At 66.3% G+C, this 13,806-nt stretch carries 17 protein-coding genes; 6 read left to right on the forward strand and 11 right to left on the reverse strand.

The genetic code is table 11. The features are described 5' to 3' along the window. Positions 1-16: 16 nt before the first annotated feature. Positions 17-307: a 4a-hydroxytetrahydrobiopterin dehydratase gene (locus ACFB49_RS17470; protein WP_380872565.1), complete on the reverse strand. Its 291-nt coding sequence runs from the start codon at positions 305-307 to the stop codon at positions 17-19. Between the two features lie 143 nt (positions 308-450). Here ACFB49_RS17470 and ACFB49_RS17475 point away from each other — a divergent pair, with 143 nt between their 5' ends. The 3 genes from ACFB49_RS17475 to ACFB49_RS17485 are packed head-to-tail and all read left to right on the forward strand — an operon-like array spanning position 451 to position 2,077. Further along, the gene (locus ACFB49_RS17475; protein WP_380872566.1) at positions 451-846 is read left to right on the forward strand and encodes a metallopeptidase family protein; all 396 of its coding nucleotides are present in this window, start codon (positions 451-453) and stop codon (positions 844-846) included. Beyond that, complete coding sequence (ccmA, locus tag ACFB49_RS17480; protein ID WP_380872567.1) at positions 843-1,433, forward strand: heme ABC exporter ATP-binding protein CcmA; 591 nt, start codon at positions 843-845, stop codon at positions 1,431-1,433. Before ACFB49_RS17475 ends, ccmA begins: the two co-directional genes overlap by 4 nt. Further along, positions 1,430-2,077, forward strand: coding sequence for a heme exporter protein CcmB (locus ACFB49_RS17485; RefSeq protein WP_380872568.1), 648 nt, complete (start codon positions 1,430-1,432; stop codon positions 2,075-2,077). Before ccmA ends, ACFB49_RS17485 begins: the two co-directional genes overlap by 4 nt. 98 nt (positions 2,078-2,175) lie before the next feature. On the opposite strand, the gene ACFB49_RS17490 is transcribed toward ACFB49_RS17485, so the two are convergent. From ACFB49_RS17490 to thrC, 3 genes are read right to left on the reverse strand one after another with little or no spacing between them, the layout of a single operon-like run. Next, entirely contained in the window at positions 2,176-3,045 is an 870-nt protein-coding gene (locus tag ACFB49_RS17490) for a class I SAM-dependent methyltransferase (RefSeq protein ID WP_380872569.1), read from the reverse strand. Beyond that, positions 3,042-4,271 (reverse strand): M16 family metallopeptidase, encoded by a 1,230-nt coding sequence (locus tag ACFB49_RS17495; protein WP_380872570.1) that lies wholly within the window; start codon positions 4,269-4,271, stop codon positions 3,042-3,044. Before ACFB49_RS17495 ends, ACFB49_RS17490 begins: the two co-directional genes overlap by 4 nt. Further along, positions 4,268-5,668, reverse strand: coding sequence for a threonine synthase (gene thrC, locus ACFB49_RS17500; RefSeq protein WP_380872571.1), 1,401 nt, complete (start codon positions 5,666-5,668; stop codon positions 4,268-4,270). The genes ACFB49_RS17495 and thrC overlap by 4 nt, the downstream gene beginning before the upstream one ends. Before the next feature lie 177 nt (positions 5,669-5,845). Here thrC and ACFB49_RS17505 point away from each other — a divergent pair, with 177 nt between their 5' ends. The 3 genes from ACFB49_RS17505 to ACFB49_RS17515 are packed head-to-tail and all read left to right on the forward strand — an operon-like array spanning position 5,846 to position 8,456. Next, complete coding sequence (locus ACFB49_RS17505) at positions 5,846-6,880, forward strand: zinc-binding alcohol dehydrogenase family protein (RefSeq protein WP_380872572.1); 1,035 nt, start codon at positions 5,846-5,848, stop codon at positions 6,878-6,880. Positions 6,881-6,888: 8 nt separating this feature from the next. Continuing rightward, a complete protein-coding gene (locus ACFB49_RS17510; RefSeq protein ID WP_380872573.1) occupies positions 6,889-8,046 on the forward strand; it encodes a sulfotransferase family protein in 1,158 nt (385 codons plus the stop codon). A gap of 41 nt (positions 8,047-8,087) precedes the next feature. Next, the gene (locus ACFB49_RS17515) at positions 8,088-8,456 is read left to right on the forward strand and encodes a VOC family protein (protein ID WP_380872574.1); all 369 of its coding nucleotides are present in this window, start codon (positions 8,088-8,090) and stop codon (positions 8,454-8,456) included. Positions 8,457-8,516: 60 nt separating this feature from the next. Here the strand turns inward: ACFB49_RS17515 and ACFB49_RS17520 are convergent, their stop codons facing one another. The 7 genes from ACFB49_RS17520 to ctaD all read right to left on the reverse strand — a co-directional run bounded on the left by ACFB49_RS17520 (position 8,517) and on the right by ctaD (position 13,797). Continuing rightward, positions 8,517-9,098 (reverse strand): SURF1 family protein, encoded by a 582-nt coding sequence (locus tag ACFB49_RS17520; protein ID WP_380872576.1) that lies wholly within the window; start codon positions 9,096-9,098, stop codon positions 8,517-8,519. After that, positions 9,095-9,463: a DUF983 domain-containing protein gene (locus ACFB49_RS17525; RefSeq protein ID WP_380872577.1), complete on the reverse strand. Its 369-nt coding sequence runs from the start codon at positions 9,461-9,463 to the stop codon at positions 9,095-9,097. The genes ACFB49_RS17520 and ACFB49_RS17525 overlap by 4 nt, the downstream gene beginning before the upstream one ends. A 76-nt stretch (positions 9,464-9,539) precedes the next feature. Continuing rightward, positions 9,540-10,385 (reverse strand): cytochrome c oxidase subunit 3, encoded by an 846-nt coding sequence (locus tag ACFB49_RS17530; protein WP_380872578.1) that lies wholly within the window; start codon positions 10,383-10,385, stop codon positions 9,540-9,542. Positions 10,386-10,420: 35 nt separating this feature from the next. After that, entirely contained in the window at positions 10,421-10,975 is a 555-nt protein-coding gene (locus tag ACFB49_RS17535; protein WP_380872579.1) for a cytochrome c oxidase assembly protein, read from the reverse strand. A gap of 1 nt (position 10,976) precedes the next feature. After that, entirely contained in the window at positions 10,977-11,102 is a 126-nt protein-coding gene (locus tag ACFB49_RS17540) for a hypothetical protein (protein ID WP_380872580.1), read from the reverse strand. Beyond that, the gene (locus tag ACFB49_RS17545; RefSeq protein ID WP_380872581.1) at positions 11,099-12,010 is read right to left on the reverse strand and encodes a heme o synthase; all 912 of its coding nucleotides are present in this window, start codon (positions 12,008-12,010) and stop codon (positions 11,099-11,101) included. The genes ACFB49_RS17540 and ACFB49_RS17545 overlap by 4 nt, the downstream gene beginning before the upstream one ends. Positions 12,011-12,135: 125 nt before the next feature. Continuing rightward, the gene (gene ctaD / locus ACFB49_RS17550) at positions 12,136-13,797 is read right to left on the reverse strand and encodes a cytochrome c oxidase subunit I (protein ID WP_380872583.1); all 1,662 of its coding nucleotides are present in this window, start codon (positions 13,795-13,797) and stop codon (positions 12,136-12,138) included. Positions 13,798-13,806 lie beyond the last annotated feature (9 nt).

The raw sequence follows: 13,806 nt of genomic DNA on the forward strand, positions 1-13,806 counted from the left end.
TATGGTTAAGAAGTTCTTACCCTACCATCGCGTCGATCGCTTCGGCCAGTACGATGTCGCGGGTCGAAAGCCCACCGGCATCGTGCGTGGTCAGCAATATCTCGACCCGGTTCCAGACGTTCGACCATTCGGGATGATGGTCCATCTTCTCGGCGAGCAGCGCCACCCGCGTCATGAAGGCGAAGGCTTCGGAAAAATCGGCGAAGGTGATCGTGCGCGTGATCGCGTCGCGGCCCTCGTCATGATCCCACTCGTCCAGAGCCTCCAGCGCATCGGCGCGCTCAGCTTCGCTCAGGGCTTCGATCATTGTCCACTCCTACAGGCGTCATGCTGAACTTGTTTCAGCATCCACTCATCCACTTGCGCCGATCGTCTTTGCGTCACGGTGGACCCTGAAACAAGTTCAGGGTGACGATTGGCGGACGGGATTTTCGGCCTTATGCCACTTCCATGGCCGAAACTTTCGCCCCATCCGCCGATCAGATCGAGGCGCTCGCCCGCGCGGCACTGGCGCGCATTCCCCAGGCATTCCGCGATCATATGGGCAATGTGGCGCTGTTCGTTGAGGATTTCGCCGATGACGAGACGCTCGCATCGATGGGGTTCGAGGACGCCTTCGAACTGACCGGCCTCTACCACGGCACCCCGATCGGCCAGAAATCGATCAGCGACGTGGCCGCGATGCCCGATCGCATCACCCTCTATCGCCGGCCTCTGCTGGACGAATGGGCCGATACCGGCGTCAGCCTGGAAGCGCTCGTCACCCATGTCGTCGTTCACGAGGTCGGCCATCATTTCGGCCTGTCGGACGAAGATATGCACGCGCTGGAGGATGCCGTCGGATGAGCGGCGCCGGGGGGCCGCCAGCGGTGGCGTTCGATGATGTCGCCTGCCTGCGCGGCCACCGCCTGCTGTTTGAAGGCATGAGCTTCGCGCTCGCCGCGGGCGAGGCGGCACTCGTCACCGGCCCCAACGGCACCGGCAAATCGAGCCTGCTGCGCTTGGCGGCCGGGCTGCTTACGCCCGCCGCCGGCCAGATCCGTCGCGAAGGCAATCTCGCTCTGGCCGACGAACGCCACGCGCTCGATCCGGGCAAGCCGCTGGGCCAGGCGCTCGCCTTCTGGGCCGGCATTGACGGGCATCGCGGCGATGTGGATGCGGCGCTCGATACCGTCGGGCTTTCCGCCATCGCCGAGGTGCCGGTGCGAATGCTCTCCACCGGCCAGGCCAAGCGCGCCGGCCTCGCCCGCCTGATCGCCAGCGGCGCGGACATCTGGCTGCTCGATGAGCCCGGCAACGGCCTCGACACCGCCTCGCTCGATCGGCTGGCTGCCACCATGGCCGCGCACCGCGCCGCCGGCGGCATCATCCTCGCCGCCAGCCACCAGCCGCTCGGCCTGGCCGACGTGCAAGCAATCGAGCTTCGGCCATGAACGCGCTCGCCCGCATCCTCTGGCGCGATCTCACCCGCGCCCTTGCGGGCGGCGGCGGAGCGCTGCCGCTCATCTTCTTCCTGCTGGTCGCGACGCTCTTTCCCTTCGCGATCGGCCCGGACGCGCAACTGCTGGCCGCGACGGGCGGTGGCGCGCTGTGGATGGCGGCGCTGCTCGCCGCCCTGCTTCCGGTCGATCGCCTGCTCGCCCCCGATGCCGAAGCCGGCATACTCGATCAGTTCGCGCTGCGCGGCATCAGCGAGGAAGCCGTCGCCACCGCCAAGCTCCTCGCCCATTGGCTGAGCTTCGGCCCACCGCTGATGATCGCGGCGCTGCCGGCCTCGGCGCTCCTCCGCCTCAATGGCGCGACCTTGCTCAAGCTCGAACTCGGCCTCGCCATCGGCACGCCGGGCCTCGCCGCGCTCGCTTTGATGACCAGCGCGCTGACACTCGGCCTCAGGAGCGCCGGCGCGCTCGCCGGCCTCGTCATGCTGCCGCTCGCCGTGCCGATCCTGATCTTCGGCGCGGGTGCGCTGGGCGCGGAAGATAATGGTGGACTGAAATTGCTCGCCGCCGCGTCGCTCCTGCTGGTAGCGCTGACGCCCTTCGCTGCTGGTGCGGCGTTGCGAGCCGCGCGCGAATAACCCTTCTTCTGCGTCATGCTGAACTTGTTTCAGCATCCATGCGCGCCACCAGCAGCAAGCGCTCACATGGACCCTGAAACAAGTTCAGGGTGACGAGATTAATCGTTCACCCACCGCGCGAAGATCGCCGTCGGCAACAACAGCCCGCGCGCTTCCTCGCGCACAGCCATTTCGCCCACTTCCACGCGGCCGCCGAGATGCGCAGTGGCCTGCTTCAGCAACTCCCCAATCGCCAGCGCCGACATGCGCACCGCATAGACGGTGAGCACCAGGAACTTGGATTTCTCGTCGAGCAGGTTGACGCAGTGGGTGATCAGCCCCGGCAGATGCTCCTCCAGCCGCCAGACCTCACCATCCGGCCCGCGGCCGAACTTTGGCGGATCGAGCATGATCCCGTCATAGCGCCGCTCGCGCCGCACCTCGCGCGCGGCGAACTTCACCGCATCGTCGACCATCCAGCGGATCGGCCGGTCGGCCATGTCCGACAGGAAGGCATTGGCCTTGCCCGCCTCGACCGATTTCTTCGACGCATCGACATGCGTCACCTTGGCGCCCTTGGCCGCCAGCGCCAGCGTGCCGACGCCGGTATAGCCGAACAGGTTGAGCGCCTCGTCGCCCTCCGCGATCCGATCGCGCATCCACGTCCATTGCGGCGCCATGTCAGGGAAGAAGGCAAGGTGGCGGAAGGGCGTGTTCTGGGCGAGGAAACGCACCTCTTCCCATTTCAGGTGCCAGCCGCCGCGCGGCACATCGCGGCTCAGATGCCATTTGCCGCCGCCATCCTCGTCGGACGCGGCGATGAAGTCGCCATCGGCGTTCCAGTTGGGATCGGCCGGCGCCCACATCGCCTGCGGCTCGGGCCGGATGAAGCTGAAGCGGCCATAGCGCTCGAGCTTCCGGCCATGGCCCGAATCGACCAGGCCATAATCGTCCCAGGGTTCGGTCACGAGGGTGAGGAGTTCGCTCATGCCGCCTTTGCCAATCTGCCACCTACGGTCGCAATCGCCCGCCCGCCAGACAGCGCCCGTTGCCCCGCGTCGCGCGCACCCGCCAGTGTCACCGCGTCGATGGCTGCCACCGTCTCCGTCACCGGCACGATCCGGCCATGGACCTGGATCTGGCGGGCAAGATGGTCGCAGCGCGCCGCCGGCCCTTCCAGCCCCATCAGCAACCCCGCTTTGGCCTGCACCCGCGCGCGATCGAGTTCGGCATCGGTCAGCCCTTCGGCAGTCCGCGCCAGCACCTCTTCGACGAGCGCCAGCGCTTCCGCCGCCTGCTCACGCGCGGCCGCGCAATAGACGCCGAACAGGCCGGTCTCGGCATAGCTCTGCGCCCAGGCATAGATGGAATAAGCCAGCCCGCGCTGCTCGCGCAGTTCCTGGAACAGGCGGGAGGACATGCCGCCGCCGGCCGCGCTGGTGAACAGGCTCAGCGCATGGATCGCCGGGTCGCGATAGCCGAGCCCCGCCCAGCCGAGCGCCAGGTGGATCTGGTCGAAACGCCGCCGGTCATGCTTGGTCCCGCTGGCGAAGGCAGCCGGCGTCGCCGCAGCGGGCGCACCCGTCGCCATGTCGCCGAAATGCGTCTCCGCAAGCTTCAACAGTGCCGCCTCGTCCACCTTGCCGGCCGCCGCGAGCACCAGCCCTTCGGGCCGATATTGATCGGCCACCCAACGCTTCAGCGCCGCGGTGTCGATCGCGGCAATGCTCGCTTCGTCGCCCAGCACCGGCACGCCGAGCGGCTGGCCGGGGAAGGCCGCGCTCTGGAGATGATCGAAGACGATGTCGTCGGGCGTATCGCGCGCTTCGCCCAACTCGGAAAGCACGACGGCCTTCTCGCGCTCCAGCTCGCCCTCGTCGAAATGCGGCACGCGGACCAGATCGGCGATCATGCCGACCCCCAGCGCCAGATCGTCCGCCAGCAACCGCGCGTGGAACACCGTATGGTCGCGCGCCGTCCAGGCGTTCAGCGATCCGCCGACATCCTCGATATCCTCAGCGATGGCGCGGGCGTCGCGGCTACCGGCGCCCTTGAACACCATATGCTCGACCATATGGGCGAGCCCGCCCAGCCCGTCCGGCTCGGACCGCGCGCCGACATCGGCATAGAGGCCGACCGCCAGCGTCTCCACCCCACCCATCGGCTCGACCGCGACGGTGAGCCCGTTCGCCAGCCGATGGAGGCGGGCGCTCATGCCGCGGGGGTCGCCCGCTCGGCGACATAGGTCTCGATCGCCTCCAGCGTCGCGGGCAAGGTGGCGTAACGCTCCTCGCGCTCGAAGAGGCCACCGATCCGCGCCGGCAAATGCGGCCGCTGCCCGGTCGCGCGCTCCACCGCGTCGCGGAACTTCGCCGGGTGCGCGGTCGCCAAGGTCACGATCGGCACGTCGCGGTCGAGATCCGCACGATGCGCCGCCGCCAGGCCGATCGCCGTGTGCGGATCGATCACCTGGCCGCTCTTGTCCGCCGCACGGCGCATCGCCAGCGCCATGCCATCCGGGTCGATCCGGGCGCTGGTGAACAGCTCCGCTGCTTGCGCCTGCATCGCAGTCGGGATCGCCAGCGTCTTCGATGCCTCGAACCCCGCCATCGTCGCCGCCAGCGCCTTGCCGTCGCGACCGTGGAGATCGAATAGCAGCCGCTCGAAATTGGAGCTGATCTGGATGTCCATCGACGGCGCCGCCGTCGGCGTCACGCTGCCGACCGAATAGTCGCCGGCGGAAAGCGCGCGGTGGAGGATGTCGTTGACGTTGGTGGCGACGATCAGCTTGGCGACCGGCAGCCCCATCTTCGCCGCCGCATAGCCCGCAAACACGTCGCCGAAATTGCCCGTCGGCACCGAAAAGGCGACCGGGCGCTCGGGCGCGCCGAGGCGGACGGCGGCGTAGAAATAATAGACGATCTGGGCCATCAGCCGCGCCCAGTTGATCGAATTGACCGCGCTCAGGCGGAAGCGGCCGGCGAAATCGCGATCCGCGAACATCGCCTTCACCAGCGCCTGCGCGTCGTCGAAGCTCCCTTCGATCGCGATATTGTGGACGTTGGGCGCCAGCACGGTCGTCATCTGCCGCCGCTGCACGTCGGAAACGCGGCCCAGCGGATGCAGCATGAAGATGTCGACCTTGGCGCGGCCAGCCAGCGCGTCGATCGCCGCCGATCCGGTATCGCCAGACGTCGCACCGACCACCGTCAGATGCGTGTCGCGGTTCGCAAGGAACCGCTCGAACAGCAGCCCCAGCAGTTGCAGCGCCACATCCTTGAACGCCAGCGTCGGGCCGTGGAACAGCTCCAGCAGCCAGTTGCGCGGATCGAGCTGGACGAGCGGCGTCACCGCCTCATGGTCGAACCGGCCATAAGCGGCCGTGCAGAGCGAGCGCAGTTCGTCCCGGCTCAGCGAATCCCCCACGAAGGGCGTCATCACCTCGATCGCGGTATCCACATAGGACAGGCCGGCAAGCTTGCGGATCGCATCGGCCGAGAAGTGCGGCCAGCTTTCCGGCACATATAGCCCGCCATCGGCCGCCAGGCCGGTCAGGGTGACATCCTCGAAGTCGAGAGCGGGCGCGGCGCCGCGGGTGCTGATGTAACGCATAGTGGGCCGCGCTTAGCGATGCCTGCGCGCCGGGGCAACTTTTCCCGCGAAGCGTTCGATCCGGCCATCTTGGTCGCAAGCGCCGTGGAGAGCCGGCAAGCCATGGATTTCGTTCCGGTGCCGGTGCAGCCTGCGCGCCGTTCCCGGACCCATCGGCAGCTTCGGAGGGGAAGCAGGATGAAGGCGGTACAGGTGCTTCGGCATGGACGGCCGACCGAAGCGATCGAAATCACGGACATTGCCGTGCCCCATGTCGGGCCGGGCGAGGTCCGCATCGCGGTTTCCGCCGCATCGCTCAATTTCGGCGATATCGCCCGCTCGCGCGGAGGCGTCGCGGCGATGATGTTCCCGCCGCCGCTGACGCTCGGCATGGACGTGTGCGGCATTGTCGAGGCCGCAGGCGAAGGCGCCGAACAATGGATCGGCCGGCGCGTGGTGGCGATGACGCGCATGGCCTTTGGCGGCATGGCCCAATTCGCCATCGCGCCCGCAGCTTCCGTGTTCGATGCGCCGCCGCAGTTCGACGACGCCGAGGCCGCGGGATTCCTGCTGCCCTTCCATGTCAGCTATCTCGGCCTCCAGGTCCGCGCGAAACTCCAGGCCGGAGAAAGCGTGCTCGTAACCGGCGCGGCCAGCGGCGTCGGCTCGGCCACGATCCAGCTCGCGGCCACAGCGGGCGGTCAGGTGATCGCGCTCGCCGGCGGGGCGGAGAAAGGCCGCGCCTGCCTGAATCTTGGCGCAAACCATTTCATCGATCATCAGGTCGACGATCTGTTCGAACGCGTCATGACGATCACCGAAGGCCGCGGCGCGGACGTGGTCTTCGATCTCGTCGGCGGCGAACTCACTGATGCGCTCTGGTCCTGCGTCGCGCGGGAGGGGCGCTACCTGCCGATCGGCTTCAACGGCGATGCCGAAGGCGGCTTCACCGGCCGTCCCTTGCGCAAGGTCGCCATGGCCAATTTCTCGGTTTTGGGCGTGATGCTCTCTTATGCCCCGCCCAACCCGATGATCCGCCGGATGGGGCTCAACCCCTTCCCGCCCGAAACCGGCCAGCAGGTCCATGTCGCGCTTTGCGATCTGATCGCGGCCGGCAAGATCAAGCCGCTGATCGGCCGCCGCATCGCGATGGAGGAGGTCGCCACCGCGCTGGAAGATCACGAAGCCCGCAAGACCATGGGCCGCACCATCGTACTGATCCCCGGCGCCTGAAGCCCCCGATGCGCATCGACCCGCAAGCCATGCTCGCCGCAGCGTGCGAGCAGACCGGCCTCCGCGACTTCGGCAGCGACAGCTTCCGCGAGGGCCTCGTCCTCTATTGCGATGCGGTGTCGGAAGAAGCCCAGCTCAATCCGATCGGGGCGATGGCCGTGCCCGCCCAGATCCATGCGGCGCTCATCAACCGGCTCCGGCTCACCGACTGGGTGAAGCACCACCCGGAGGTGCGCGAGGAGCGGATCGAGGCGCCGGTCTTCGTGATCGGCCTGTTCCGCGCCGGCACGACCTTGCTGTCCTATCTGCTCGAACGTGATCCCGCGCATCGCCCGCTGCTGCGCTGGGAGGTGGACAACAGCATCCCCCCGCCCACGCCGGAGGACATCGCCAGCGATCCCCGCATCGAGGCCGCCCGCGCCGCCGGCGCCATGCTCGACCAGATCAATCCGCGCGTCCGCATCGTCCAGAATGAAGAACCGGACGGGCCGACCGAGTGCATCGCGCTGATGAACCAGGATTTCAAAAGCCTGACCTGGGAAGCGATGGCCAATGTGCCGAGCTACGGCGCCTGGCTCCATCGCACCGATCATCGCTCGGCCTATGAATATCATCGCCAGGCGCTGCAGGTGCTGCAAAGCGGCGGCGTGCGCGGCCGCTGGTCGCTGAAGAGCCCGCATCATGCGATGCGGCTCGATGCCCTCACGGCCGTCTATCCCGATGCTCGCTTGATCGTCATGCACCGCGACCCGGCAGTGCTCTGCGCTTCGGTGTGCAGCCTCATCACCACGCTCAGCGGCACCTTCTCCGATGCTGATCATGGCCGCTACATCGCCACCCACTGGACGGACATGCTCGCCCGCTCGATCGCCGGCGTCGATCGCTTCCGCGACGCCAATCCCGGTCATCCGCTGATCGACGTGCATTATGCCGATCTCGCGGCCGATCCGATCGCGACGATGCGCCGCATCTACGCCGCCTTGGGCGAGGAATTGGACGGGCCCGCGCTTGCCGCCATGCAGGCCCATGTCGCCGCCCGCCCGCAACACCGCTTCGGCCACCACGGCTATGGGCTGGAGGAATTCGGGCTCGACGCCGGCGCAATCGGCGAACGCTTCCGCCCTTATATCGAGCGCTACGATATCCGCCGTGAACTGGTAGGATAGCGACAGCCGCCAACCCGATATCGACAATCACGGAGAGTGCAATGATCAGCTACGCCACCGTCGGCTCCAATGATTTCGGCAAATCGCTGCCCTTCTTCACCGAACTGCTCGGCACGCAGGGCGTCGCCAAGCTGTTCGATCATCCGCGTGGCGGCACGCTGTTCGCCAAGGACGGCCGGCTCGTGCTCGGCGTCCTCACCCCCGCCAATGGCGAGCAGGCAGCACCCGGCAACGGCACGATGGTCGCCTTCGACATGCCGAGCCGCGAGGCCGTCGACGCCTTCCATGCCAAGGCGCTGGCGTTGGGCGCCACGGATGAAGGCGCGCCGGGCGAGCGGGCGCCGGGTTTCTACATGGCCTATTTCCGCGATCTTGAAGGCAACAAGTTCTGCGCCTGCCGTCTGGGCTGAGCTAGTGGGGCGGGCGGCATCCACTGCCTGCCCCAATCATATGCTCGGATTTCGGTAAGCTCAGCCCTTCCGCCGCCAGACCGCAATCCCGTAGATCACCAGCGCCACCAGCGCGAACAGGAACCATTGCACCGCATAGGCGCGATGATTGTTCGGCACCTCGGCCGGCGACGGCTTCTCGCTCGGCTCAAGACCCGGCGCCGCGGTTTCGGAAACGAGGATGAACACACGGTCGCGGTCGAAATCGATCACGCCCGTCACCGGCCCGCTCAGGCCGGGCGCCTTGGGCGCGTCGGAGGTGCGCGACCAGCCATAGTCCACAGCCATGCCCGGCCCTTCCGCCCCGCCGGTGCGGCAGGACGCGATATGTCGCCAGCCCCCCTCGCCCTTGCGGTTGCGCCCGGCCCGCGCGTCCCACTTCACCACCTCCAGGCAATTGCCGGAAGCGCGACGGAAGACGAGGTTCTCATCGGGCACCGGCACCGCGGGAAAGGCGGTCGGCGGCAATTTCTCCGCCGCGGCATAGCGGGCCAGCAGATCTTCCTTCCACTGGGCGCGCTGCAACTGCCAGATGCCGAGGCCGACCATCACGGCGACGGCCGCCAGCACCAGCAAGGTCGGCCAGAAGGGCAGTCGCTTCATTCGCCATTCTCCACGATCCGGCCTTCGCGCGCGGCGTTGCGATATTCGAGCGCGATCAGCATCCCCTTGGCGATCCTGAGCGATCCGATAACCGCCAGCGCCGTGAACGGTATCCACAGGATCAGATGCACCCAGAAAGGCGGCTGCGTGCTCAGTTCCAGCGCGACCGCCAGCGCCGTCACCAGCGCACCGATGCCCAATGTCAGGAAAGCCGCGGGGCCGTCGCCGACATTAAAGCTCGCAAAGGACAGCCCACACGCGCGGCAGGACGGCGCGAAACCGACAATGCTGCTGAACAAGGTCTTGGCGCCGCAGCGCGGGCAAAGCCCTTTCAGGCCGCTTTCGATGGGAGTCGGCGTCTTCATCTCATTCCCCGCATAGCATAAGCGCCGCCCCGGCCCAGGCCGGAGCGGCGCTCATCATGCTCTTCCGAAGACCGGATCAGCCGTGGATCGGCGCGCCCCAGCCGCCCCAGACATAGACGACGACGAAGAGGAACAGCCACACCACGTCGACGAAATGCCAGTACCAGGCCGCCGCTTCGAAGCCGAAATGCTGGGTCGGGGTGAAGTGGCCCTTATGGGCGCGGACCAGGCAGACGATCAGGAAGATCGTGCCGACCAAAACGTGGAAGCCGTGGAAGCCGGTCGCCATGTAGAAGGCCGCGCCATAGTTCAGGCCTTTGAAGGCGAACGGGGCATGGGCATATTCATAGGCCTGGATGCCGCTGAACAGCAGGCCGAGCACCACGGTCAGCCACAGGCCAGTGATCAGGCCCTTGCGGTCGCCATGGATCAGCGAGTGGTGCGCCCAGGTCACGGTCGTGCCCGAGCAGAGCAGGATCAGCGTATTCAAGAGCGGCAGGTGGAAAGGATCGATCACTTCCAGGCCCTTGGGCGGCCACACGCCGGCCGCCTGGGTGAGCGCCACCGCGCCCTCGGTCACCTCGACGGGGGCCGGGAAGAGCGAGAAATCGAACCAGGCCCAGAACCAGCCGACGAAGAACATCACTTCGGATGCGATGAACAGGATCATGCCGTAACGCAGGTGCAGCGACACGACGGGCGTGTGATCGCCGGCATGCGCCTCGCGAATCACGTCCGACCACCAGGAGTAGAAGGTGAACAGCAGCGCCGCGGCGCCGAGCAGGAACACCTTCCCGCCATGGGCTGCCTCATGCATCCACATGATCGCGCCGGAAGCCAGAATGAGCGCCGCCATCGAACCGGCAAGCGGCCAGATGCTGGGCGGGAGGATATGAAAGTCGTGCGTCTTGGCTCCGGCCATTTCTCTTGTCCCTCGGGGTTCCCTTTGCCCGTCCCTTAACCGCCGTTGCCGGCGGAATCCACCGGGAAGAAGGTGTAGGAGAGCGTGATTTCGTTGATATCCTTGGCGTCCGGATCCTGCAGGATCTTCGGATCGACGTAGAAGATGACGGGCATGCGCATCGTCTCACCGGGCTTCAGTTCCTGCTCGGTGAAGCAGAAGCACTGGATCTTGGTGAAATATTGCCCGGCCTGCGAAGGCGTGACGTTGAAGGTCGCGGTGCCCTTGATCGGCTTGTCGCTCATGTTCGTGGCGTTGTAGAACGCCATGTCACGCGCGCCGACGGCCACGCGCTGCACATGCTCCTCGGGCGCGAACTTCCAGGGCATGCCCGGCGTCACATTGCCGTCGAAGCGGACACGGACGATCTTGCCGACGACGGCGCCCGGCGCTTCGGTGCCGACCGCCATCTTGGTCGTGCCGGCAAAGCCGGTGACCTGGCAGAAGATACGGTAGAGCGGCACGCTGGCGAAACCGAGCGCGATCATGGCGCCCACCAGCGCAGCAGCCATCAGGCCGACCTTGCGGTTCTTCTGGGCCAGCGTCGTCATGTCAGGTCATCTTCACGATCGAGATGGCGTAGATGAGGATGACGAACGCCGCCAACAGCATCGCCATCACCATGGCGCGGCTGCGCTGGCGGCGGCGGATCTCGGTTTCGTCAGGCAGATTGGTCATGCAAGCACCAGTCGGTCGGCGACGAGTGCGCCGAACAGTACGAAGAGATAGACGATCGAATAAGCGAAGAGCTGCCGTTCGGGCTTCATCTTCGCCTGGTCGGTCTCGCGATTGAAGGCGACGCGCGCCGAAAGCAGCAGGAACAGCCCCGACAGCGCCACAGCGGCGACGCCGTAGATCGCGCCGGTCAGGCCCATCGGCCAGGGCGCGACGGCCGCAGCGACCATCGGCAGCGTGTAGAGCAGAACCTGCGTCCGCGTCGTCTTCGTACCGGCGACCACCGGCAGCATCGGCACGCCGGCATTGGCGTAATCGGTACGCACGAACAGCGACAGCGCCCAGAAATGCGGCGGCGTCCACAGGAAGACGATCGTGAACAGCAGCACCGGCAGCATGTCGACATGGCCGGTCGCGGCGGCCCAGCCGATCAGCGGCGGGAAGGCGCCGGCGGCACCGCCGATGACGATGTTCTGCGGCGTCCGGCGCTTCAGCCAGACGGTGTAGACGAGGACGTAGAACAGGATCGAAACGGTCAGGATCGCGGCGGCGAGCAGATTCACCGCCAGCCCCATCAGCAGGACCGAGAAAGTGGCGAGGCCGACGCCGAAATGGAGCGCCGCCTGGCGATCCATACGGCCCGCCGGCAGCGGCCGATTGGCCGTCCGCTTCATCTTGGCGTCGATGTCCGCCTCATACCACTGGTTGAGCGCACCCGCGGCGCCGGCGCCCAGCGTGATGCACAGGATCGCGGTGAAGCCGAGCACTGGGTGGATCGACGCCGGGGCGGCGAGCATCCCGCACAGGCCGGTGAACACCACCAGGCTCAGCACGCGCGGCTTCGTCAGCGCGAGAAAGTCGCGCCAGTCTGCCGGTGCGGTGACCGTAGGGTTCATGGTGGTCGTGTTCATCGCATTCCGTCTGAATTCTGACCAGTTACATTCGCAGGCCTATTGCCGACGCCGGTCTCATCGCGGGACCGCCGCCCCGGTCATGAACCGGGGCGGCGGCAATCATTTTCCGAGTGTCGCCGGTGTCAGTCGACCCGCGGCAGCGTCTCGAACTGGTGGAACGGCGGCGGGCTCGACAGCGTCCATTCGAGCGTGGTCGCGCCTTCGCCCCACGGATTATCCTCTTCCTTCGGACCCGCGATCAGCGACCAGATCACGTTCACGAAGAAGATCGCCATGCCCGCGGCCATGACCATGTAACCCACGGTCGCGAGGTGGTTATACTGCGCGAAGGCATCCGGATAATCGGGGTAGCGGCGCGGCATGCCGTCGAGGCCCAGGAAGTGCATCGGGAAGAACAGCAGGTTCACGCCGATGAAGAACACCCAGAAGTGCAGCTGGCCGAGGAACTCGTTATACTTCTTCCCCCACATCTTGCCGAACCAGTAATAGAAGCCGGCGAAGAGGCCGAAGACGGCGCCCAGCGAGAGCACATAGTGGAAGTGCGCGACGACATAGTAGGTGTCGTGCATATAGTTGTCGATGCCACCGTTGGCGAGGACCACGCCCGTCACGCCACCGACGGTGAACATGAAGATGAAGCCCAGCGCCCAGACCATCGGCGTCTTGAAGGTCATGGAGCCGCCCCACATGGTGGCGATCCACGAGAAGATCTTGATGCCGGTCGGGACCGCGATGACCATCGTCGCTGCGGTGAAGTACATCTTCGTGTTCACGTCGAGGCCGACGGTGAACATGTGGTGCGCCCACACGACGAAGCCGACGACGCCGATCGCGACCATGGCATAGGCCATGCCGAGATAGCCGAACACGGGCTTTTTCGAGAAGGTGGCGATGATCTGGCTGACGATGCCGAAGCCCGGCAGGATCATGATGTAGACTTCGGGGTGGCCGAAGAACCAGAACAGGTGCTGGTAGAGCAGCGGATCGCCGCCACCGGCCGGATCGTAGAAGGTCGTGCCGAAGTTACGATCGGTCAGCAGCATCGTGATCGCGGCGGCGAGCACCGGCAGCGCCAGCAGCAGCAGGAAAGCGGTGATCAGCATCGACCACACGAACAGCGGCATCTTGTGGAGCGTCATGCCCGGAGCGCGCATGTTGAAGATGGTGGTGATGAAGTTGATCGCGCCCAGGATCGAGCTCGCGCCCGCGATGTGGAGCGACAGGATCGCCATGTCGACCGACGGTCCGGGCTCACCATAAGTGGAAAGCGGGGCATAGACCGTCCAGCCGGTGCCGGCGCCGCCGAAGAAGGGCGAAGCGAGCAGCAGCACGAAGGCCGGGATCAGCAGCCAGAACGACACATTGTTCATGCGCGGGAAGGCCATGTCCGGCGCACCGATCATGATCGGAACGAACCAGTTGCCGAAGCCGCCAACCATCGCCGGCATGACCATGAAGAACACCATGATCAGGCCGTGGGCGGTGACGAGCACGTTCCACAGATGGAGCGCCTCGTCGAAGGTGCCCGGGCCATGCAGCATGGCAAGCCAGGTCGGCAGATACTGGATGCCCGGCTCCATAAGCTCGGCGCGCATCATGCCCGAAATGCCACCGCCGATGATACCGGCGATGATGGCGAAGATCAGGTAGAGGGTGCCGATGTCCTTATGGTTGGTGGACATGAACCAGCGGGCGAAGAAGCCCGGCTTGTGATCCGCGTCATGGTGGTGCGCGTGATCATCATGCGCCTGGAAATGCGCGGCTGCGGCGGTTGTATCGGTCATTCTGCTCAG

This window comes from Sphingomonas sp. DBB INV C78, assembly GCF_042693015.1.
Classification (GTDB): Bacteria; Pseudomonadota; Alphaproteobacteria; order Sphingomonadales; family Sphingomonadaceae; genus Sphingomonas_E.